The 19,843-nt window shown below is 70.8% G+C and carries 24 protein-coding genes; 13 read left to right on the top strand and 11 right to left on the bottom strand.

Annotated elements, in window-relative coordinates; genetic code table 11:
* Positions 1-5 precede the first annotated feature (5 nt).
* The 9 genes from KO717_RS07305 to KO717_RS07265 all read right to left on the bottom strand — a co-directional run bounded on the left by KO717_RS07305 (position 6) and on the right by KO717_RS07265 (position 7,342).
* On the bottom strand, positions 6-1,304 hold the full coding sequence (locus KO717_RS07305) for a lanthionine synthetase C family protein (protein WP_301365168.1): 1,299 nt from the start codon (positions 1,302-1,304) through the stop codon (positions 6-8).
* A 140-nt stretch (positions 1,305-1,444) separates the two neighbouring features.
* Complete coding sequence (locus KO717_RS07300; protein WP_109777672.1) at positions 1,445-1,630, bottom strand: FDLD family class I lanthipeptide; 186 nt, start codon at positions 1,628-1,630, stop codon at positions 1,445-1,447.
* Positions 1,631-1,786: 156 nt separating this feature from the next.
* On the bottom strand, positions 1,787-2,116 hold the full coding sequence (locus tag KO717_RS07295; protein WP_301365165.1) for a response regulator transcription factor: 330 nt from the start codon (positions 2,114-2,116) through the stop codon (positions 1,787-1,789).
* A complete protein-coding gene (locus tag KO717_RS07290) occupies positions 2,113-3,996 on the bottom strand; it encodes an ABC transporter ATP-binding protein (protein WP_301365164.1) in 1,884 nt (627 codons plus the stop codon). The genes KO717_RS07295 and KO717_RS07290 overlap by 4 nt, the downstream gene beginning before the upstream one ends.
* Positions 3,993-4,433: a lasso peptide biosynthesis B2 protein gene (locus KO717_RS07285; protein WP_250740579.1), complete on the bottom strand. Its 441-nt coding sequence runs from the start codon at positions 4,431-4,433 to the stop codon at positions 3,993-3,995. Before KO717_RS07285 ends, KO717_RS07290 begins: the two co-directional genes overlap by 4 nt.
* Positions 4,430-4,681, bottom strand: coding sequence for a lasso peptide biosynthesis PqqD family chaperone (locus KO717_RS07280; RefSeq protein WP_189281985.1), 252 nt, complete (start codon positions 4,679-4,681; stop codon positions 4,430-4,432). The genes KO717_RS07285 and KO717_RS07280 overlap by 4 nt, the downstream gene beginning before the upstream one ends.
* Positions 4,682-4,691: 10 nt before the next feature.
* The gene (locus KO717_RS07275; RefSeq protein WP_301365161.1) at positions 4,692-6,308 is read right to left on the bottom strand and encodes an asparagine synthase-related protein; all 1,617 of its coding nucleotides are present in this window, start codon (positions 6,306-6,308) and stop codon (positions 4,692-4,694) included.
* Between the two features lie 181 nt (positions 6,309-6,489).
* Positions 6,490-6,609, bottom strand: a complete 120-nt coding sequence (locus KO717_RS07270) for a keywimysin-related RiPP (protein WP_107069644.1) — start codon at positions 6,607-6,609, stop codon at positions 6,490-6,492.
* 259 nt (positions 6,610-6,868) lie between these two features.
* Positions 6,869-7,342, bottom strand: coding sequence for a GntR family transcriptional regulator (locus tag KO717_RS07265; protein ID WP_301365158.1), 474 nt, complete (start codon positions 7,340-7,342; stop codon positions 6,869-6,871).
* Between the two features lie 320 nt (positions 7,343-7,662).
* Here KO717_RS07265 and KO717_RS07260 point away from each other — a divergent pair, with 320 nt between their 5' ends.
* From KO717_RS07260 to KO717_RS07215, 10 genes are all read left to right on the top strand, one after another.
* Positions 7,663-8,136, top strand: coding sequence for a helix-turn-helix domain-containing protein (locus tag KO717_RS07260; protein WP_189281982.1), 474 nt, complete (start codon positions 7,663-7,665; stop codon positions 8,134-8,136).
* 61 nt (positions 8,137-8,197) lie between these two features.
* A complete protein-coding gene (locus KO717_RS07255) occupies positions 8,198-8,713 on the top strand; it encodes a hypothetical protein (RefSeq protein WP_189281981.1) in 516 nt (171 codons plus the stop codon).
* Positions 8,710-9,849, top strand: a complete 1,140-nt coding sequence (locus KO717_RS07250; RefSeq protein WP_301365154.1) for an MAB_1171c family putative transporter — start codon at positions 8,710-8,712, stop codon at positions 9,847-9,849. Before KO717_RS07255 ends, KO717_RS07250 begins: the two co-directional genes overlap by 4 nt.
* A gap of 13 nt (positions 9,850-9,862) precedes the next feature.
* Positions 9,863-11,044: an amidohydrolase family protein gene (locus tag KO717_RS07245; RefSeq protein WP_301365152.1), complete on the top strand. Its 1,182-nt coding sequence runs from the start codon at positions 9,863-9,865 to the stop codon at positions 11,042-11,044.
* A gap of 257 nt (positions 11,045-11,301) precedes the next feature.
* Positions 11,302-11,664 (top strand): WXG100 family type VII secretion target, encoded by a 363-nt coding sequence (locus KO717_RS07240; protein ID WP_301365150.1) that lies wholly within the window; start codon positions 11,302-11,304, stop codon positions 11,662-11,664.
* A gap of 12 nt (positions 11,665-11,676) precedes the next feature.
* Positions 11,677-11,982 carry a WXG100 family type VII secretion target gene (locus tag KO717_RS07235; RefSeq protein ID WP_030844112.1) on the top strand — a complete coding sequence of 102 codons (306 nt, stop codon included), beginning with the start codon at positions 11,677-11,679 and terminating at the stop codon, positions 11,980-11,982.
* Positions 11,982-13,658 carry an RNase A-like domain-containing protein gene (locus tag KO717_RS07230; RefSeq protein ID WP_301365147.1) on the top strand — a complete coding sequence of 559 codons (1,677 nt, stop codon included), beginning with the start codon at positions 11,982-11,984 and terminating at the stop codon, positions 13,656-13,658. Before KO717_RS07235 ends, KO717_RS07230 begins: the two co-directional genes overlap by 1 nt.
* Positions 13,659-13,687: 29 nt before the next feature.
* Positions 13,688-14,245 (top strand): hypothetical protein, encoded by a 558-nt coding sequence (locus KO717_RS07225; protein ID WP_301365145.1) that lies wholly within the window; start codon positions 13,688-13,690, stop codon positions 14,243-14,245.
* Positions 14,246-14,254: 9 nt separating this feature from the next.
* Positions 14,255-14,554, top strand: a complete 300-nt coding sequence (locus KO717_RS07220) for an RNase A-like domain-containing protein (RefSeq protein WP_301365143.1) — start codon at positions 14,255-14,257, stop codon at positions 14,552-14,554.
* A gap of 10 nt (positions 14,555-14,564) precedes the next feature.
* Positions 14,565-15,242, top strand: a complete 678-nt coding sequence (locus tag KO717_RS07215; protein WP_301365141.1) for a contact-dependent growth inhibition system immunity protein — start codon at positions 14,565-14,567, stop codon at positions 15,240-15,242.
* A gap of 45 nt (positions 15,243-15,287) precedes the next feature.
* Here the strand turns inward: KO717_RS07215 and KO717_RS07210 are convergent, their stop codons facing one another.
* Both KO717_RS07210 and KO717_RS07205 read right to left on the bottom strand, forming a co-directional pair.
* Positions 15,288-16,496 (bottom strand): sensor histidine kinase, encoded by a 1,209-nt coding sequence (locus tag KO717_RS07210; RefSeq protein ID WP_301365140.1) that lies wholly within the window; start codon positions 16,494-16,496, stop codon positions 15,288-15,290.
* Positions 16,493-17,149, bottom strand: coding sequence for a response regulator transcription factor (locus KO717_RS07205; protein ID WP_301365139.1), 657 nt, complete (start codon positions 17,147-17,149; stop codon positions 16,493-16,495). The genes KO717_RS07210 and KO717_RS07205 overlap by 4 nt, the downstream gene beginning before the upstream one ends.
* Positions 17,150-17,357: 208 nt before the next feature.
* On the opposite strand from KO717_RS07205, the gene KO717_RS07200 reads away from it, so the two are divergent.
* From KO717_RS07200 to KO717_RS07190, 3 genes are read left to right on the top strand one after another with little or no spacing between them, the layout of a single operon-like run.
* A complete protein-coding gene (locus tag KO717_RS07200; RefSeq protein WP_301365137.1) occupies positions 17,358-17,921 on the top strand; it encodes a hypothetical protein in 564 nt (187 codons plus the stop codon).
* Between the two features lie 5 nt (positions 17,922-17,926).
* A complete protein-coding gene (locus KO717_RS07195; protein ID WP_301374404.1) occupies positions 17,927-19,123 on the top strand; it encodes a peptidoglycan-binding protein in 1,197 nt (398 codons plus the stop codon).
* A complete protein-coding gene (locus KO717_RS07190; protein WP_301365135.1) occupies positions 19,120-19,833 on the top strand; it encodes an ABC transporter ATP-binding protein in 714 nt (237 codons plus the stop codon). The genes KO717_RS07195 and KO717_RS07190 overlap by 4 nt, the downstream gene beginning before the upstream one ends.
* The last annotated feature ends 10 nt before the right edge of the window (positions 19,834-19,843 follow it).

Below are 19,843 nucleotides of genomic sequence, written 5' to 3'. Positions count from 1 at the left end.
GGGCGTCACCGGCCGAGGAAGGCGCGGAACCAGTCGGGCCGCCGGTCGCCGGTGGCGGCGAGCAGCGTGAGCGCGACGCCGGCGGCACCGGTGAGCAGTCCCGGGTCGTCGACGGGTTTGCCGGGCTCCTCCAGGTCGGCGAACCCCAGCGGGCGGTCCGGCTCGTGGCGGTCGAGGAGGTCCCCGACCAGTTCCGGCAGCCGCTCGCGGGCGGCGGCGCTCCAGGGGGCGAACTCCAGTGTCAGCATGACCAGTCCGGCGAGGCCGTGGCAGAGGGTCGGCGACAGTGGCCGGAGGTCCCCGAGGCGGGCGAGCGCGCCCTCGAAGGCGCCGACGGCTTCGGCGCGCAGTTCGTCGTCGAGGGTGGCCTCGGCGACCGTGAGGAGGGCGCCCGCGACGCCGAAGGTGCCGTAGCACCAGGCGATCCGGTCGTGCACGCATCCGGCGGAGACCTCGTGGCCGTGTTCGTCGACGGGCGTGCCGTCGCTCCACAGGGGGCCGTGCGCGTCGGTGTCCGCCTGTGCGCGGATCCAGCCGCTGAGGGCGGTGACGGCCTCCAGGTGGCCTGGGCGGCGGTTGCCCGCCGCCCAGGCGGCGGCGAGGGCCGCGGCGATGCCGGGGACGCCGTGCGAGAGACCGAGGTTGAGGTACCCGTGCGGGTACTTGGCGAGGTAGTCGCCGACGGGTGGGTAGTACGGGGGCGTGATGAGCCAGCGGTGGGGGGTGCCCGCGGTCTCGGCGGGTCCGGCGAGCCAGATGAGGTGGTCGGCGAGGACGGCGGCGGCCTCGGCGGCCCGCTCGGAGGGCTCGGGGACGGAGCTCAGCTGGGCGAGGGTGCCGGCCGCGCCGGTGACGAGGTCGTAGTCGAGGTCGCTGACGGCCCGTTCGGTGCGGTGCGGTGGCGCGGCGAGGACCTGCTCGGCCAGCTGGTCCGTCAGCCGGTCGAGGCTGGGGCGGAAGCGGGGCTCGTCACGGGTGACGTCCGCGAGGGCGAGGAGGAGGCCGCTGGTGCCGGCGAACAGACCGTGGTGCTGCAGAGGTTCGGTCTGGGTCGACAGGACCGCCTCGCGTATGTGACCGGAGGCCGTGTCCAGGTCGCCGAGCCCGGCCCGGGCGGCGTACAGGTGGAGCAGCGCGGTACCTGCCTGGCCGTGGGTCAGACTGGGCGGGTACCAGGCGCCGGTGGTGTCGCTCTGCTCGGCGGCGCGGAGCGCGAGGTCCTCGACCTGAGCGGTGGTCGCGGTCTCCCTCAGAACCTGCCGGACGGCTGTCCGCGCGCGGCTCACGAGGTCGTCGTCTGCCACGCGGGCCCAGGCTTCGGTACCGTGGTGGGTGAGGTGCATGCTGGTCGGCCCCTGTCTGTTCGGCGTGCTTCTCTCGCTCTGCGACGACGGGTGCTGCCGTGTCTCGACCACGGCAGCACCCGTCGGGAACTAGCCCGTGGCTACTTGCCGCCCACGCAGAAGACCGTGCAGATCGAGGTGCAGACACAGGTCTTGCTGGCCTGGCAGGTCACCCGGGTGCAGACGGTGCGGGTGGCGATCCCGGAGATGGACGGCGGGGGCGCCTGCTCGCCGGTGGGGCCGGCGGGGGCGGAGATCCGGGCGTCCAGGTCGAATGCGTCAGACATGACTTTCCTTTCGTCATTCTTCCCGGCGAATCACTTCGTCGGGGGCTCCGGAGGTTTTTCCGGCGCCAGGGAAATCGTGTCGAACACCGTGCGTCCGTTCCATTGGCCGTGGCGACAGTATTCGCCGTGGACCCGGATCCCGAACGGACAGCCTTTTCAGGACTCTTTACGGACCGAGCCGGTTCCGGCGTCCGCGTGTTCCGTGGAGAACACGTACGAAGCCAGGCAGACGGTCAGGCGTGAGGAGAGTTCGAGCTTTTCCATGACGGCGGCGACGTGTGCGCGCACGGTCCGTTCGGTCACGTGCAGCCGCTGGGCCATCGTCCCGTTCGAGAGCCCTTCGGCGAGCAGGAGGAAGGTCTCCTGCTCGCGCGGGGTGAGTCGACCGACCCGTTCGAGGGCCGGTGTCCAGTGCGGTGCGCCCGGTGCGCGGGCGCCGGCGGTCGCGTGGGGTGCGGTGGCGGTGCGGGCAGTGGTGGGGCTCACGGTGCTGCGACGCTCCTGTCTGGGGCGGGCCGGCCGAGGGGCGGCGTGAGGTGGTCGGTGGTCAGCCTGCGATAGAACGGGTCCTCGGCGAGCAGCTGTTCGTGCGTGCCCTCGGCGCCGACACGGCCCTCGTCGAGGACGACGATCCGGTCGGCCGCCCGGACGGTGGACATGCGGTGGGCGACGACGAGCAGGGCGCGTTCTCGGGAGATGTCCCGCAGGACGTCGGTGAGTTCCCGTTCGTTGATGGGGTCGAGTTGCGACGTGGGTTCGTCGAGGAGTACGAGTTCGGGCCGGGCGAGCAGGGCTCGGGCAATGGCGACGCGTTGGCGTTCGCCGCCGGAGAGATTGAATCCCCGGTCGCCGACTTCCGTCTCCAGTCCGTTCGCCAGGCGCTCCACGAGTTCTTCGAGATTCACCATCCGGAGCACTTCCCGGATTTCTCTCTCATGCGCCTCGGGTTTCGCGTAGACGAGATTGTCCCGCAGGGTTCCGTACAGCAGGGGCGCGTGCTGTTCGACCAAGCCGATACGGGCCCGGAGGTCGCGCGGATCGACGCCCCTGACGTCGGCGCCGTCGAAGAGGACGTGTCCGCCGTCCGGTTCGTGGAACTTCTCGGCGAGGGAGACGATCGTCGTCTTGCCGGCGCCGGACCGGCCGACCAGGGCGATGAGCCCGCTGCGCGGCACGGAGAACGAGACGTCGCGCAGCACAGGGCGGTCGTCGTACGCGAAGGAGACCCGCCGCAGTTCGAGGAGCGGGGGCGGTGCCGCGGGCGATGCGGCGGGGGCAGGGAGCGGTACGGGCGCACCGTCCTGCGGGTCCTGCTCGACGGGCAGGCGCAGGACGTCCTCGATCCGGCGGAGCGAGCCGAGGCCGCGCTGGATCAGGCTGAGCGCGTTGAAGAGGCCTGCGAGCGGCATCACCAGGTAGGTGGCGAACAGCAGGAAAGCGACGAGTTCGCTGACGGACATGGAGCCGTCGGAAACCCGGACCGCGCCGACGAGCAGGACGAGGAGGAACGAGCCGTTGACCGCGATCTCCATGGCGGGCCCCACGACGGAGCCGAGCTTCGCGGAGCGGACGCCGGCGGTGTAGGCGGCGTCGACGTCCGCGCCGATGCGCTCGGCCTCCCGGTGTTCGGCGCGGGCCGCCCGTACGGTCCTGATGCCGCCGAGGGCGCGTTCGAGGTCGGCGGTCATGGCACCGACACCGGCGAGCGCCTGTTCGGTGCTGGTCCGGATGCCGGCCATCACGCCCGCGACGAGGACGGCGGCGACCAGCAGCGTCCCGGCGACCACGAGGAACATGACGGGGTCGATCCAGAGCATCAGTCCCGCGGCGCCGACTCCGGTGATGGTGACGGTCACGAGCTGCACGAAGCTGCCCGCGACCATGTCCCGCAGCATGGTCGTGTCGGTGCCGACCCGGGAGAGCAGGTCGCCGGCGCGCCGGCCGTCGAGTTCTCGGAGGCGGACGAACAACAGCCGTTCGACGAGTCCGCGGCGCAGGCGCCGGACGACGCTCTCGCCGGTCACGTCCAACAGGTACTGACCGGCCGCCTCCAGGGCGGCCTGGACGAGGAAGAGAGCGGCCAGCGTCACGACGAGCACGGCGACGGCCCGGTCGGCGGAGACCCGGTCGATCAGACGCATGGTCAGCAGCGGCTGGAGCAGTCCGAGGGCGGTGCCGGCGACGGTCAGCGCGAGCGCGGCCCCCACGGTCCGGCCGCTGCCGCGCAGCAGGCGCAGCAGATCACGGGTGCCCGGGCGGGCGCCGTCGGCGGGGTTCTCCCCGGGGTGCGCCACGGTCCCGGGCCCGTCCCCGGCTCCCCGGCCGGTTCCGGTCGCGGTGCCGGACGGATCCGCGTGGTCGGTCATGAAGGGCTCCTCTCCTCGCTCCCGGAGCCCACGGTGATCAGCCTCCGGAAGTAGCTCTCGGGCAGTTCCTCGCCCACCAGCCGCCCCTCCGCCTCGACCCAGGCGTGGGCGCCGAAGGGCGGCGCGGCGCGGACGCCGACGCACCACGTGGGCCACTCCCCGCGGGCGCGGCAGAGCAGGGCCGTGGCGACCGAGCGCGGCAGGCAGCCCTCACGGCCGGCGCAGACCGCGCTGACGGTGGTGACGGCCTGCCGGGCCCGGTAGGTCCGGTCATGGCCGGCCGGGCGGGCTCCGCGGGACACCACGCCGAGCACCCGTGCCAGCCGGGCCGGCGGCAGGAGCAGCAGGGGCCGGCCCACCGCCACGGCGAGGCGGGCTCCGGCGCGCTGGGCGAACGACGTCCCGGTGTGGGTCTCCGGGACCGGATGGAAGCTCACGGGCCGACCAGCCGGGCGTCGCGCAGGGCGGAGAGCAGGGCGCTCACGTCGGCCTGCGCCCGGTCCGCGTCGACGTCGAACTCGGCGCACAGGGCGTCGGCGATGTCCTTCGCCGGGGTGCCGTCGAGCAGGCCGGCCAGGACCGAGCTGCCGGTCGGATTGAGCTCCCAGTACTCACCCGTACTGCCGTCGAGCAGGACCTTGCCGTAGTCGGTGTCCACCACGGACACGTCCTCACGCAGTTGCATGGGTTCCCCTTCAGATGGTGCGGAGCCAGATCTCGCAGGCGAGAGTGGCGTCGAGGCCGCCGTGCCGGAGTTCGGGCGACGAGGGCCGCAGGGTGATGTCCAGGAGCTTGTCGGCGTCGACCAGTCCGGCCTTGGCGAGCAGAGAGTCCCGCCACAGCTCGGCGAGGCGTTCGCGGTTCTCCCGCAGCCCGTTGGCGGCGTCGGCCGAGGCCTCGCCCTTGGTGGTGCGGCGCAGCAGCGCGTCGGGCATCCGGCCGCGCATGGCGCGCTTGAGCAGCGGTTTGAACTCCCAGGGCGTGGCGCGTTCCTCGGAGCGGACCGACCAGCACGCCTCGACGACACGGTCGTCGAGGAAGGGACTCGCCAGCGGCAGCCCGCTGTGCTCCGCGACCTGGTGCAGGATTCGGGTGGCCCGCGTGCCGTGGTGCAGGGTGTGGATCTCGTTGTGGAGGGCGCGGGTGGTACCGCGCGGCTGTGCCGTGCGGGCGGCCTCCCGCAGGCTCCGGCGTACGGAGGCGGCGGCGTCGGCGGTGGCCCAGACGGGCAGACGGGGCGGGATGTCCCAGCCGAAGACGTCCGGGCTGTGCGGGGCGGGTCGCGGGGCGGTGATGTCGTCGGCGATGTCCGCGAGCCACTGGCCGTAGGGGCGGCTGTCGGCGAGGACGGCCAGGGTCTCGCGCAGCGACCAGCGGTTCTGGGCGCGGTAGCCGCGGATGCTCCGCAGTGCCGTGAGGGGACGGGTGGTCAGCAGGTCACGGTGGTGGGCGGGATGCCCCCACAGGACGTGGTCGCCGCCCATGCCGGTGAGGTGGAGGCGCGACCCGCCGGCGAGGAGCCGGTCGTGGCCGACCAGCTGGCGCGGCTGGTCGAGGATGGTGGGGAGGGGTTCGTCGACGGGTCCGCGCACGTCCAGCAGACCGCTGTAGAAGAGCGGGATCTCGTCGATGTCGAGCAGGATGTGCTCCAGGCCGTCGATCTCGGCGGCGGCGAGCCGGGCCCAGTGCACGTCGTCGTCGCCCGGGTCCCTGCTGGGCATGGTGAGCACGGGTAACGGAGCGGTGCTCACGCCTGCGGCGAGGGCGCAGACGGTGGTGGAGTCGAGGCCGCCGGAGAGATCGGCACTGACGCTTCCGGCGGCGTCCACCCGCAGGCGCACGGCCTCGTCCAGCGCCGTGCGGAGCGCCTCCGCCCCCTCGGCGAGCGGGACTTGTGTCCGCGGGGGCTGCCACCAGCGGACCGTCCGCGGGGCGGAGCGGCCGAAGCGCAGGAGTTCGCCGGGGACGACGGAGTGCACGCCGCGCCACAGGGGGACGTCACCCAGCGGGTGCGGGACGGAGTCCAGCAGCCGCAGGGCGAGGACGTCCTCGTCGACCGGTGCGTCGACCAGCCGGGCCAGCACGTCGGCGCGGTTGGCGGCGACGGTGACGCCGTCCTCGGTGGCGTGGAAGAGCCGGCGCATCCCCGAGGCGGTGCCGTGCGCGTGGATCTCGCCGTGTGCCTCGGCGATGACGTGGAAGTCACCGGGGAGGCGCGCGGTGACTCGGTGGATTGCGCCGGGATCGCGTACCCCGGCGATGTGCGCGCTGAGTTCGGGTGCGCCGACGGGGGTGTGCCCGATGAGCGCCACAAAGATTCCCCGGTCGTTGCGGGCCTGGACGGATGTGGCCCAGCTGCCCCGCACGAACGGTCGTCCTGACGGGTGTGTGAGGGTGCGTTCGGCTCGTTTCCCGAGCCGGGAGGCCACGGCGAGGGCGGCCTCACAGTCCGGAAACAGCGCGAACCATCCCTCGCCGTGGCGTGTCATCGGACTACCAGCCCAGGGGCAGACGGACCTTGGGCTCGTGCGGTCCGCGCTTCAGGAATCCGGTGTCCTTGCGGAAGTCACCGGCCTTGGACAGCGCCGGAACCTCGTAGACCTTCTTGGCCATGGTTCTCATCCCTTCTCGCATGGGTTTCTGACGGGACGACCCCCTTTTTCCCGGGATTTCGGTGGCCGCCTGGAAAGATCCTCGGCCGGTGGCCACCCTCCGCTCAAGGAGCAGCCGGTGGCCGACACGGTCCGCGACCGGGGCGGCCGGGCCGCCCGGCACCTCTCGTCAGGGCCGCCACCTGGCACAAGAGGGACCGGGATGAGAAGGATCCGCCGGTCCGGGGTGCGGGATCAGCCTGGTCTTCTTGGGCTGTTGGTCACTCTCCGCATGAGCTTCCTTGGCTCCATCCCGGCCTGCGGCCGCGCACCGCCGGCAGCCCGCGCCGCGCCGCCCTCCCGTGGCGGGCGGCCATCCTGGGCATCCGTTCGATGGCGGAGATGATGGCGGCGCGCGGGATGCCCGAGACGTCCGCGAGGTTGACGACCCGCTGGAGCTGGTCGGAGATGTCGTCGAGGCCCACCGGGCCCGAAGCCGGCAGGACGACGGCGCCGCGACCGCGCCCGAAGTCCACGACCCCTTCGCTGCGCAGCATCCGCAGCGCGCGGAGGATCGTGTTCTTGTTGGCGCCGTACTCCTTGCCGAGCTGGTCGGCGGGCGGAAGGTACTCCCCCTGGGGGTAGAGGCCCGACGCGATGTCCATCCTGAGCTTCGCCCGGATCTGGGCGTAGAGCGGTATTTCGGCGGCACTGCCGTGGAGGTGGATGTTCCCCGTTCCGGACGCAGTTGACATGTGTTGCTCCCCCTTCTGGCTCACGTTGTGCTCCAGCACTCGCGCCATGCCGTCGGCTCGCCGTGCAGGGGACGGGGGCAGCGGTGGGACGGCTCCCGCGTGGTCGGTGCGGAGCCGATGGCTGCCTTCGTCGTTCCCCGGGTCCGGTATCGACCCATGTCGATCCTTGGGTAGATCGTGCTTTCACGTCGGTTGACGGCCGGTGCAGCCGTACCGTAGTCCGCACCTTGACGCTCTTCAACCAGAGTGGCGATAGTGGACGTTGCGCCGATTCATCCGAGTGGAAGAACAGAGCTGGCCGGACCAGGGAGGTGGACGTCATGCCAGAGGAACCGGAACACGGCTTCGCCGACAAGCTGAACCGGCTCTTCGAGACCGTCAGACCGGATCCCGACCACGAGTACAGCAACGAGCAGGTGGCCTCCGCCATCCGGGGCACCGGTGTGTCGATCTCCCAGAGCTACATCTGGCAGCTGCGCAAGAGCAGGAAGACCAATCCGACGCTGCGTCATCTGCAGGCGCTGGCAGGCTTCTTCGGAGTCCCCGCGGCCTATTTCGTGGACGACTCGGCCACCGCACGCATCGAGGAGCAGCTCTTGGCCCTCGCCGCCGCGCAGGCGCGGCTGCACGAGGCGTCGCAGGGCAGTGACGTGAAGCTGATGGCCATGCGGGCGGGGCAGTTGTCGCAGAAGCACCGCGAACAGGTCATGGATCTGCTGGACGTGGTCTACCGCCTGGAGCAGGCCGAGGGCGGTCCCGGCCAGGACGATGGCCTGAATCGTCCTGGATCATGATGGTGTGACGCCGTTGGATGGAATTTCCAGGCCCCAGGAGATTCACCAGCGGAGTTGGCTCGTGAACGAACGTACGTTGCGCAAACGATGTCGGAGCATCCTCAGGGAACTCGGCGTCACCGCCCCCTTGCGGGTCCCCGAGCTGTGCCGGCTCCTCGGTGAGCACCGCGGACGGCCGATCCGGCTGGTCCCGTACTCGCTGCCCGTCCCGGGCCCGTACGGTCTGTGGATCGCCGGCGCGCACGCGGACTTCATCTTCTACCAGAAGGAGACCAGCCGGGCGCACCAGGACCACATCGTGCTCCACGAGGTCGGGCACATCCTGGCGGACCACGGGAGCGACGAGTCCGAGGACGCCGTCTGGCAGGAGGTGCTGCCGGACCTCTCGATCGAAGTGATCAACCGCGCGCTCCGGCGCACCTCCTACGCCGAGGAAAGGGAACGGGAGGCGGAACTCGTCGCCACGATCATCCTCGAGTGGGCGTCGGTGCTGGACCGGGTCACGCCCCGCGCGCCGGGTGACGTCTCGGCCCGACGGGTGCACACGGCGCTCGCGGACCGGCAGGGGTGGTTGTGACCGTGCTGTCCCTGGTGCTCGCCGTCGTTCTGTACGGCTCGCTGCTCTGGACGGGGCGGCAGGTCGCACGCGATCCCTCCGACCGGCTGCTGCGCGCGGTCTTCCTCTGCATGTTCAGCGCGGGTCTCTCCTTCCCGTTCGGGCTGCCCGTGGTCATCCGCCTCGTCGACGGGTTCGCCGGGGACGGCGCCGCCAAGCTGCTGCAGAACCTCTGCCTGCTCGGAGCCGTGTACTTCCTGGGGTGCTTCTTCATCCACTCGGCGTCCGACCCGGCCGCCGCACGGACGCGGGTGCGCCGGCATGCGGTGCCGTTCGCCGCGACCGCGGTGATCGCGGCGGCAGCCATGGCCGTGACGCCGCACGTCGAGCGGGGCCACACGTACGCGACGGCCGACATGAGGGTCCCCGGTGTCGCGGTCTTCTACCTCTCGGCCGGCGCCTACCTCACGTATGCCCTTGCGGCGGCGCTGTTCTGGACGGTGCGGTACGCGCGGCTGGCGAGCCGGCCCTTGGCGACCGGGCTGCGGATGGTGGCCGCCGCGCTGGCCGGCATGGTGCTGGCCTCGGCGGTACGGGAGTGCGTGACGCTCCTGCGCCTGCTCGGCGGCGGTGTGCCCCACCCGGTGATCACCGGGGCGAAGCTCCTCCTCGACCTCGCGATCCCCCTGTTCGTGGCGGGCGTGGTCTACCCGGGGCTGGTGACGCGCTGGGCCAGCATCCGCCTGTGGTGGCACCACGGCCGCGTCTACCGCAGGCTGGCCCCTCTCTGGGCGGCTCTGCACCTGGCGTTCCCGGAGGACGCACTCGAACGCACGGGGGCCGCCCGCCGCTGGGACGTGCTGAGTCCGCGGGGCGTGCACCGGCGCTACTACCGGCGTGTCATCGAGTGCCGGGACGGGCTCGTCCGGATCAGTCCCTACCTGGCACTGGAGGCGGCCACGGCCGACGCCGACGCACCGCTCACGCCCGAGGTCGCGGCGCGCCATCTGAGGACCGCGCTGCGGGCGTACGCCTCCGGGGAGGACGCGCCCTCCCAGGCCGTTCCGGTCGCCCTGCCCGGCGAGGGCGACGGCGGACTGGAGAGCGACGTACGGCAGTTGATCCGGCTCTCCGAAGCCCTGACAGCACCATCCTGAACGAGGAGTGACGATGGACACCCTGATCTCGGCCGGGCGCGTGGTGACCGGACCGCACGGCCAGGTCCTGGCGGACGGCGCCGTGCTGGTGCGAAACGGCGTCATCGCGGACACCGGACCGCGCCGCGAGGTGGAGGCCCGAGCCCCCGCGGGCATTCTGCGTCACGACTTCCCCGAAGGCACGCTGTTGCCGGGGCTCGTCGACGCACACGTCCACCTCGTTCTGGACGCGGGGCCCGATCCGGTCGCGGCGCTGCGGGAGGCGGACGACGCGACGGTGGCCGAAGGCATTGCGGAGCGGGCGCTCGGCCTGCTGAACGCGGGCGTCACCACGGTGCGCGACCTCGGGGACCGGAACGGACTGGTGACGCAGTTCCGCGACGCCGTCAGGGCGGGACGGCTGCCCGGCCCCCGTGTCCTCGCGGCCGGCACTCCTGTGACGGGACCCGGCGGACACTGCTGGTTCCTGGGCGGAGAGGTCTCCGGCCCGGACGCCGCCAGGGCGCTGGTCCGCCGCAACGTGGAGCGGGGCACGGACCTCGTCAAGGTGATGGCCACGGGCGGGGGCATCACCAAGGGCGGGCCGCCGGTCTGGGCGCCCCAGTTCACGGCCGAGGAGCTCCGGATCATCGTGCAGGAGGCGGCGGGTGCCGGCCTCCCGGTGGCGGCGCATGCGCACGGCACCGCCGGCATCGTCGCGGCGGTGGAGGCCGGGGTGAGCACGATCGAGCACTGCACGTGGATCGAGCGGGACGGGTTCCGGCTCCTCGACGACGTCGTCGACGAGATCGCCGCCCGGGGCATCGCGGTCTGTCCGGCGGCCAGCCCCGACTGGCGCGGCTTCGCCGAGCGCTTCGGACAAGAGCGCGCGGAGGAGATGTTCGGCGGCATCCGCCGCATGCGCGAGCGCGGGGTGCGGCTGCTCACCGGCACGGACGCCGGCGTGAGCCGGGCGGTCTTCGACGACTTCGTGTCCAGTCTCGAATTCTTCGCCCATCTGGGCTGCACCCCGCAGGAGATCGTCGACCTGGCCACCTGCGAGGCGGCGGAGACACTCGGGCTGGGGGAGGTCACGGGACGCCTGCTCCCCGGCCTCCGCGCGGACCTGCTGGTCGTCGAGGGAGATCCCCTGAGCGATCTCCAGGCGCTGCGCCGCGTTCGGCTGGTGATGGCGGACGGCCGTCTGCACGCCTGACGGCCTCCGGTGCCGCTGCCGGTGCCCCCGTCGGTGTCATGAGGAGCCGGCCCGGCCACGACACCGGTGCGACACGATTCGACTTCTGCGCACGAAGTGGCGGCAGCCGAACCTGTGTTCAAGCTTGTTAGGGTGCAAGTGTTGAACGATTTGTTGAGCAACTGGGCAACTGGGCAACTGGGCAGTTGAGCGGTCATTGGGGTACGGGGGGCGGATACGTGGCGACAGATCCCGACTTGCTGGTGAAGAGCGGGCACTTGACCAAGCTGGCCGACGACCTCGACGAGATGCAGCGCTACCTGGACCGGCAGGTCAAGCGCATGGACACGGTCGTCGACACGATCGAGGCCCGCTGGCAGGGGCCCGCGGCCAAGGCCTACCGGCGACGGCATCGTGATGCGGCCAAGGAAGCGGTACGCATCCGCGAGCTCATGAAACTGCTCGAAGCGGCCGTTCGCATGAGCCGGGACGGGTTCACCGAGCAGGAGCTCGACACCCTGGCCGCCTTCAGGCGCATCCAGATGTCCGTGGACGTGGACAGGGAGGCGGCCGAGCTTTCGACCCCCAACACCGGGAGCCCGCCCCCTGCGCCGCCCACGAGCCGCTTGCAGGATCTGTGACGAGGGAGACGTATGACTGACAGCGACGGCAACATAGCGGTCGACTTCGCCACTCTGCGGCTCCTCTCCGGCCAGCTGGAAGAGATCCTCAAGGAGCTCAACGAGAACGTCCAGACCATGCACGACCGCGTCGCGAAGGTCGTTCTCACCTGGGAGGGCGAGGCCCGCGAGGCGTTCATCGACAAGCTGGACGAGTGGGATCGGTCCGCACGCGACCTCCAGGCGACACAGGCGTGGCTTCACAGCATTGTGACGACCGGTCAGAGCAACTACGCGGCGGCACACGCCGCGGTGCTGCGGGGATGGGGAGCGGCCTGATGAGCATGCCTCCTCCTCCGCCCCCCTTGAAGAACGGAAACATCGACGTCACCCCCCGTGCGCTGCACACGCTCGCGGGCTACGTCGCCTATCTCCAGGACGGACTGCACAAGGGGGCCAATCAGCTCCTCCACGAGCTCGGCCGGTATCCGGACTGCGGCGGCTACGGAACCGCCGCATGGGAGTTCGCCACCGCGTACAAGAAGGTCGGCAACCGGTTCATCGAGGTGTGGGCCAAGTCGGTGGCGAGCGTCGGAGGCGCTGCCGTCGGCTTCGCCGTGACCGCGAACAACTACGCGACCGCGGACGCCGCCACGGACCCCTCGGGCGCCCCGGCCCAGACCCAGCCACCGCCGACCGTGATCGACACGCCGCCGAACTACGGGTCGGTGACGGACCTCAAGTGGGCGGACGTCGACCAGAGCCAGGACATCTTCCAGACGGCACTGGAAGCGGTGGAGGCCGGAGTCCTGGCGATCATCAGGCCCCTCCTGGAGGACGCCTACCGCATGGGCAAGGCGGCCGAGATCATGCCGTTGCCCGATTTCCTGGGTCTGGACAACATGTCCGTCGCCTGGGTGTACGCGAGCACGTCCGTCACCACCACGGACGGAAACCTCAGCAGTGCTCTGCACAACTACACCGACCGGTCCAACGGCGAGTGGAACGCCGCGATGCGGCAGTTCTGCAGCGCTGTCTGGGGCACGAGCGCGTGGGGCCAGAGTCGCGAGGGTTACGAGTGGAAACATGACTCCGCGCAGCCCGGTCAGGCCAGCAGCCACCCCGTCATGGACGTGATGGTCAAGACCTGTGACGTCATGAGTGACGCTCTACGTGCCTGGGCGGCCGCCGCGAAGGATGTGCGGGACGACCTCCGAAGGCTCTACTACGAAGCCGTGATGAAGGCCCTGCCGCACATCGACAGGAGCGACGGTCTGGACATGAAGGACGTCAAGAGCTTCGGCAAGGGACTCCTCAAGATGGGGAGGAGTTTCGCGGTCGGCTTCGCCCTCGAGGTGGACGAGGAGGCGATGAACGCGACGGTCGAGGCGTACAACAACCGCGTGCGCCGACAGGTCGCGGAGCTCAACAAACTGCACGAAGCCCTGGACGAGGCATATCTCAGTGCTCCCACGTTCCGGGCCGAGTCGGCGCGGGCGGAGTCCTTCGGCGCCCGGGCTCTCACCGATTTCAAGAACGATCCGCTCTACACGGTGGCCGGGGACGACGAAAGCAATCACAAATACCCGATCGACCTCGCGAACCAGGAGGGCATGGTCGGGTCCCATGTGGTGGACAAGCATGTGGGCAAGACGGATGAGCAACTGGAACAAAGGCTGAGGGACCAGCAGATCGTCAGGCCTTCCGGCATCCGGCCCGAAGCCGTTTCGGCGTTCGGGACCCTTGCAGACGCGCAGCGGTATACTCAGGCGGCTCTGGACGAACCGAACAATCAGAGGAAGATCGACAATTGGCTCGCGGGTAACCCCGGACCCAACTCGTCACGCTCACTCCTCCTGACGACGAACGACGTCGTGGGAAGGTCGTGGGACCGGGGCGACCCCGCCGCGCGTGACGTGACCAATGTGTGGGTCGTTCTGCGACCCAACCCGGGGAGCCACCCGCCGTTCGTCGTTCTCACTTCCATGCCCACCGACAAGACCCAGCACCCGTAGTGCGCACATGGAGAACTGGGGTAAGGCCCGTGACTCAGATCCACGCCACCTCGTGGAGCCGCTCCCTGCGGACCCTTTTCGGGGAGGGCATGTTCGCGGCCGTGGGGGCGCGGCGGCGCGATGACTGGCGCCTGGACGCCCTCGACGTCATGCAGCTGCGGACGGGCGATCCGCGTGGCTGGTCGAAAGCCGCCGCGGCACCGGGAGGGGGCGATTACGGCACCGGCCCGGACAGCCCGTTCGGTGCTGTCACGCCAGGAGACTTCAGCACGGCCTTCCCTGTGTCCAGGAGGGGCGCCGCGCAAATCCTGGTCACTCTCCAGGGCGAGTGGTTCCAAACAGAGGACATTCCGGATTTTGCTGCGCGAGAGGCCGAACTGACCTCGCACGCGAGAACGATCCTGGAAAGGTTCGGAGAAGACGCGCTGTTCTTCACCAATGCGGCGACGGCGCGAGAGAATCCCCATGCCGATATGTTCCGCCGGGAGGGTGCTTATGAGGGCTTCACCGGCCACGTAATGGATTGTGGTGTAATCGCTGTCTCCGCCACGGAAGTCGGCATCTTCTGGGGCTTCACCATCGACTGAGGATCTCCCGTGCGTACCCGTTCCGCCACCTATCCCGACCGCGCGACCGCACAGTGGTGTACCCAGCAGGTCGTCACGCGCAACGAGCAGGCCGTACATCGCTGGCTGGCCCAGGGCACGCGACCGAGGCTCACCATCGAGGCCGCCTGGCCGTCCCGTGACGAGCCCGTAGGGCGCGTGCTGCTGCAGGCGATGATGCTCGCCGGCCACGAGCCCGTCGATGTGCGGGCCGCGCGGGTGACGCTGAGGCGCGAAGCCTCGAGTCCGCACGGCTTCGTCGTGCACGCCACTTACCCGATCTACCTCTGAAGGTGCCGCAGTGCCCATGAAGCCGCTTGAGTTCGACCGCCGGTACGGCGAACTCGACGTCGTCGTCGCAGCCTTCGTCGGACAGGAACCCGACAGTCGGGAAGCAGACACAGCGCCTCCGGCTCTTCAGGCGTACCTCCGGCACACCTGGCACACCCGGCCCTGGGCGCTCTCCGTCGCCGAACAACAACTCCGGGAGTACGCGCGGAATCCGCCGGGCCGCTTGCGGCTGAGCCTCGGCGAGTTCTATTCGGTACCCGACATCGGGCTGTCCGAGTCCCGGACTCAGAGCTGGCTGTCCGAGATGGCCGACCACATCAAGCGCAGCATCGAGTCCGGCGATGTGCCTGCGCCGGCCGCGCCCCGGACCCACTGGGAGTGGCACGCCCGCTTCGGGGAGCTGGGACAGTTCCTCGGCGGCTGGTTCTCGCAGGACATGCCCGACGAGTTCGGCGACCACGATGCGGCGGTCCGCGACTACAGGGCAACGGTCGACCCCCAGCTGACCGCCCGGCTGGTCGGCGAGATCCACGAACTGCTGGCTCTGGGGCTGGAGGAGCACGACTACGCCGTCGGCGTCGCCGAGCTCGGCATGGAGGTCGAGCCGCCGGCTCCGTTCTCGGTCGCAGCCTGGCTCGGGACGGTGGCGGAGCATCTCGGGACGGCCAGGCCCGAGTACACGAACTGAACGGCCTGGCGAACTCTTGCCCGCAACTCCCTCTCGGTTCTGCTCTCAGCTGCCTCCGGGGTCATGGGGGAGGGTGACGGTGATGGTCAGGCCGCCGGCGGGGCGGGGGTGGGCGGTGACGTCGCCGCCGTGGGCGCGGGTGATGGAGCGGACGATGGACAGGCCGAGCCCCGCGCCCTTGGCGGTGACGAGGCGCTCGGTGCCCAGGCGGCGGAAGGGCTCGAACAGGGTGGGGATCTCGTAGGGCGCCACTTCTGGTCCGGTGTTGCTCACTTCGATCTCCACCCGGCTGTCCTCGCGGGTGCGGCTGGTCACCCGTACCCATCCGCCGGGCCCGGTGTTGTGCCGGACGCCGTTCTCCACCAGGTTCTGTACGAGACGTTCGAGCAGCAGGGCGTCACCGGTGGTGGGGGCCGGGCCTGCTCCCGCGTGCATGGTGATTCCGTCCTTCTCGGCCGAGGGGGTGGTCTGGGCGGCGACATGGGCGACCACGTCGGCGAGGTCGACGGCTTGCCGCTCGGGAATGTGGTTCTCCGAGCCGGCCAACAGCAGCAGTCCGGTGATGAGCCGCTCGTGCCGGTCGTTGATCTCCAGGAGGTTCTCGCCGAGTTGTTTCACGTCCGCGGAGGCGGTCGTGCGGTGCATGGCCAGCTCGACCAGGGCACGGCCCACCGTGAGAGGGGTGCGCAGCTCGTGCGAGGCGTTGGCGACGAACCGGCGCTGTCCGTCGAAGGAGCGGTCGAGCCGCTCGACCATCAGGTCGAAGGTGTCCGCGAGATCCTTCACCTCGTCGTCGCGGCCGTCGAGCGCGATGCGCTCGTGCAGGCCGCGGTCGGCGGCCGGGGCCGCGGCGATACGCCTCGCGGTGTCGGTGACCCGGTGCAGAGGGGCCAGTACCCGGCCGGCGATCAGCCAGCCGAAGCCTGCGGCGGCGCCTCCGACGACGACCAGCGCCATGCCGCCCTGGGTGATGAGCGAGGTCGTGGCGGCGTCGTTCAGTCTCTTCTGTTCGCCGGCCACCCAGTTGAGGTTGTCGAGCGAGGTGTCCTGCTGCTCGGCCGCGCCCGTGCCGGAGCCGGAGCCGGAGCCGGAGCCGGAGTCGGAGTCGGAATGGACGCTGAGCGCCCCGCCCCGGTCGAGCTGCTGGTCGAAGAGTACGTAGGTGACGCCGAGCAGCACGACCCCGGCGGCGAGGAACAGGCCGCCGTAGACCAGGGTGAGCCGGGCACGCAGGGAGATGCGGCGCGGTTTCACGGAATGCGGTACCCCACGCCCGTGACGGTCTCGATGACGGGTGGGTCGCCGAGCTTGCGGCGCAGCTTGAGCAGGGTGAGGCGGACCGCCCCGGTGAAGGGGTCGGTGTTTTCGTCCCACGCCTTCTCCAGCAGGTGTTCGGTGGGGACCGCGGCTCCTTCGGCGCGCAGCAGCTCCGTCAGGACGGCGAATTCCTTCTTCGCCAGCGGCACGTAGCGGTGGTCGCGGAACACCTCGCGGCGGGCCGGATCCAGTGCGATGCCGCTGCGGCGGAGCACCGGCGGTGCGGCCGGGCGGGAGCGCCGACCGAGTGCGAGGACCCGGGCGGCGAGCTCGGGGAAGGCGAAGGGCTTGGTGAGGTAGTCGTCGGCGCCGAGGGACAGCCCGGCGACGCGGTCGGTGACCTCGCCGGCGGCGGTCAGCATCAGCACCCGTGCCGGGCGGCCGGAGGCGACGAGCCGGGCGCAGACCTCGTCGCCGTGCACCAGCGGAAGGTCGCGGTCCAGGATGATCACGTCGTAGTCGTTGACGTCGGTCCGCTCCAGCGCCGCGGCACCGTCGTAGGCGATGTCGACCGCGTGGGTCTCCTCGCGCAGCCATTCCGCGATCGCGTCGGCCAGCAGCATCTCGTCCTCCGCCACCAGGAGCCGCATGAGTGACCGTCCCTCCCGTCGGGGCCGCCGCTCATCGGTACGCGCCGCGGCCGCTCCCGCCATGGTCGCCGACAGGCGTGTTTCCTCCTCGTAAGCGGCCGTCCACATCGTGAGAGGCCGGCGAGGAAACAGTGAGGTAACACCCCCGCGAGTTGCATCGCCTCCGTACGCCGGCACCGGGCCGGCAGGCAGCAAGGAGATGCCCCGCATGACCCGCATGGCTCGGATGACTTGGACGGCGCGGATGCGACCCCGTACACCCGCCCTGCTCGCGACCCTGCCCCTGGCACTGACCCTGGCGCTGACCGCGTGCGGGTCAGGTGGCGGAGGCACCGGGGTGGCTTCCGCGAACGGCGGCACCAAGGGCGCCACGAGCAGCGCCTCCCCCGGCCTGAGCCGGGACGAGATGAACGTGAAGTATGCGCAGTGCCTGCGGCAGCACGGCTTGGACGTGGCGGACCCCAAGCCCGGTCAGGGCATCGGGCTCTCCATCGACGGCGCGAACAAGGAGAAGGCCGACAAGGCCATCGAGGCGTGCCGCTCCTCCGCACCGCCGGCGCCCACCGACCAGGACGACTCCAAGGACCGGGAGGCCATGCTCCAGCTCGCGCGGTGCATGCGCGAGAACGGTGTGGAGAGCTTCGCCGACCCGAAGGAGGGCCAGGGCATCGACATCGGCCCCGGCCAGGCCGAGGACCCTGACTTCAAGGGCGCCTGGAAGAAGTGCGGCGGGGCCGAAGGGGAGAGCAAGCAGGCAGGGACCGCCCGGTGACGCCGATGACTCCGGTGACGAGCGACCGGACCCCCGACGATCAGGCGGGGCGCTCGGACCGGGCGGACGGCGCGGACCGGGCGGACCACGCGGATCCGACGACGCCACCGGGGATGCGTGCACGACGCCGCCGGCGGCGCGGTACGACGATCACGATCACGGTCGCCGTCGTCGCCCTGGCCGCGGCGGGCGTGGGCACCGCGGGCGTACTCCTCCCCGGTGGCGGCGACTCCGCGGGCGAATCGGGGGACACGCTCCCGCCCGCGACGGCCGGCGTGCTGCGACAGACACTCAAGGACACCAGGAGCGCCGACGCACAACTGGGCTACGGCCCGGCACAGGCCGCGACCGGCCGGCTTCCCGGCACGCTCACCCTGCTGCCCAAGTCAGGCACGGAGATCACCCGCGGCAAGGCCCTGTACGGGGTGGACAACCAGCCCGTGGTGCTGCTGTACGGGTCGCTGCCGGCCTATCGCACCCTGGAGAACGGGGCGAAGGGGGCGGATGTGAGGCAGTTGGAGGAGAATCTCAGCGCGCTCGGCTACACCGGATTCACCCCCGATGAGGAGTACACCGATGCCACCGCGAAAGCGGTCGAGCGATGGCAGGGCAGCCTCGGCCTGAAGAAGACCGGGACCGTCGAGCTCGGGCGGGTCGTGTTCACCCCCGACGCGATCCGGGTCGCCGGCCTGGAGGCGGAGCCGGGGGATCAGACCGGGCCGGGTCAGAAGGTGCTGTCGTACACCGGCACCGCCAAGGCCGTCACCGCCGAACTGGACGCCGCCGACCAGCGGCTGGCCACACAGGGCACTCCCGTCGACGTCATGCTCCCGGACGGCGTCGTCGTCCAGGGCGCCATCGCCGAGGTCTCCAGCGTGTCCAAGCCCGCCGAGGGCCAGAAGAAGGCGGAGACCAAGATCAAAGTGGTCGTCGGGCTCAAGGACGACAAGGCCCGTGAGGCGGTCCGCGCCTACGACCAGGCCGGCGTGCACGTGGTCTTCACGGCCGACACCCGCAAAGACGTCCTGACCGTGCCGGTCTCCGCGCTGCTCGCCCTCGCCGAGGGCGGCTTCGGCGTGGAAGTGGTCGAGGGACCGACCTCGAAGTACGTCCCGGTCACCACGGGACTGTTCGCCGACGGGCGGGTGGAGATCTCCGGCGGCGACATCTCCGAAGGCATCAAGGTGGGGATGCCGAAGTGATCACCCTGACGGATGTGACCAAGACCTATCCGGGCGGGGTCACCGCACTCGGCGGTGTCTCGCTGGCCATCGACAGCAGTGAACTCGTCGCCATCGTCGGACCGTCCGGCTCCGGCAAGTCCACGATGCTGAACCTGCTCGGCACCCTCGACCGCCCCACCACCGGTGGTGTACACCTCGACGGCCACGACGTCGGCGCACTGTCCGACACCGAGCTGTCCGCCCTGCGCGCCTCCCGGATCGGGTTCGTCTTCCAGCAGTTCCACCTCGCCGCCGGTACGTCGGCACTGGCCAACGTGGCTGACGGACTGCTCTACTCCGGGCTGCGGCCCGCCGAGCGGCGGCGGCGTGCGGCGGCGGTACTGCGCCGGGTCGGCCTCGGCCACCGCATGGACCACGAGCCACACGAACTGTCCGGTGGCGAGCGCCAGCGCGTGGCCATCGCCCGGGCCGTGGCGGGCGAGCCGGCGCTGCTGCTGGCGGACGAGCCGACCGGCGCCCTGGACTCGGTGTCAGGGCAGGCGGTGATGCGGCTGCTGCACGAACTCCACGCCTGTGGCACCACCGTCGTGATCATCACCCACGACCGCGAGCTCGCCGCGTCCCTGCCACGGCAGGTCCACATGCGCGACGGCCGAGTGGTCGACGACACGCTCCGGCGTGAGGCTCCCGTACCGCGCGAGGCCCCCGTACCGGAGGCGAGCCGATGACCGCGGATAC

It is taken from the genome of Streptomyces xanthophaeus (genome assembly GCF_030440515.1).
Lineage (GTDB): Bacteria > Actinomycetota > Actinomycetes > Streptomycetales > Streptomycetaceae > Streptomyces > Streptomyces kutzneri.
The sequence above is the reverse complement of the archived record's forward strand: the minus strand, read 5'-3'. Positions and strand labels throughout refer to the sequence as shown.

Bases quoted from the DNA above. Each gene is read 5' to 3' on its own strand.
- KO717_RS07300 (WP_109777672.1), bottom strand. From the start codon at position 1,630: ATGTCTGACGCATTCGACCTGGACGCCCGGATCTCCGCCCCCGCCGGC.
- KO717_RS07290 (WP_301365164.1), bottom strand. From the start codon at position 3,996: ATGACCGACCACGCGGATCCGTCCGGCACCGCGACCGGAACCGGCCGG.
- KO717_RS07280 (WP_189281985.1), bottom strand. From the start codon at position 4,681: ATGCAACTGCGTGAGGACGTGTCCGTGGTGGACACCGACTACGGCAAG.
- KO717_RS07270 (WP_107069644.1), bottom strand. From the start codon at position 6,609: ATGGCCAAGAAGGTCTACGAGGTTCCGGCGCTGTCCAAGGCCGGTGAC.
- KO717_RS07265 (WP_301365158.1), bottom strand. From the start codon at position 7,342: ATGTCAACTGCGTCCGGAACGGGGAACATCCACCTCCACGGCAGTGCC.
- KO717_RS07260 (WP_189281982.1), top strand. From the start codon at position 7,663: ATGCCAGAGGAACCGGAACACGGCTTCGCCGACAAGCTGAACCGGCTC.
- KO717_RS07245 (WP_301365152.1), top strand. From the start codon at position 9,863: ATGGACACCCTGATCTCGGCCGGGCGCGTGGTGACCGGACCGCACGGC.
- KO717_RS07235 (WP_030844112.1), top strand. From the start codon at position 11,677: ATGACTGACAGCGACGGCAACATAGCGGTCGACTTCGCCACTCTGCGG.
- KO717_RS07230 (WP_301365147.1), top strand. From the start codon at position 11,982: ATGAGCATGCCTCCTCCTCCGCCCCCCTTGAAGAACGGAAACATCGAC.
- KO717_RS07205 (WP_301365139.1), bottom strand. From the start codon at position 17,149: ATGCGGCTCCTGGTGGCGGAGGACGAGATGCTGCTGGCCGACGCGATC.
- KO717_RS07200 (WP_301365137.1), top strand. From the start codon at position 17,358: ATGACCCGCATGGCTCGGATGACTTGGACGGCGCGGATGCGACCCCGT.
- KO717_RS07195 (WP_301374404.1), top strand. From the start codon at position 17,927: ATGACTCCGGTGACGAGCGACCGGACCCCCGACGATCAGGCGGGGCGC.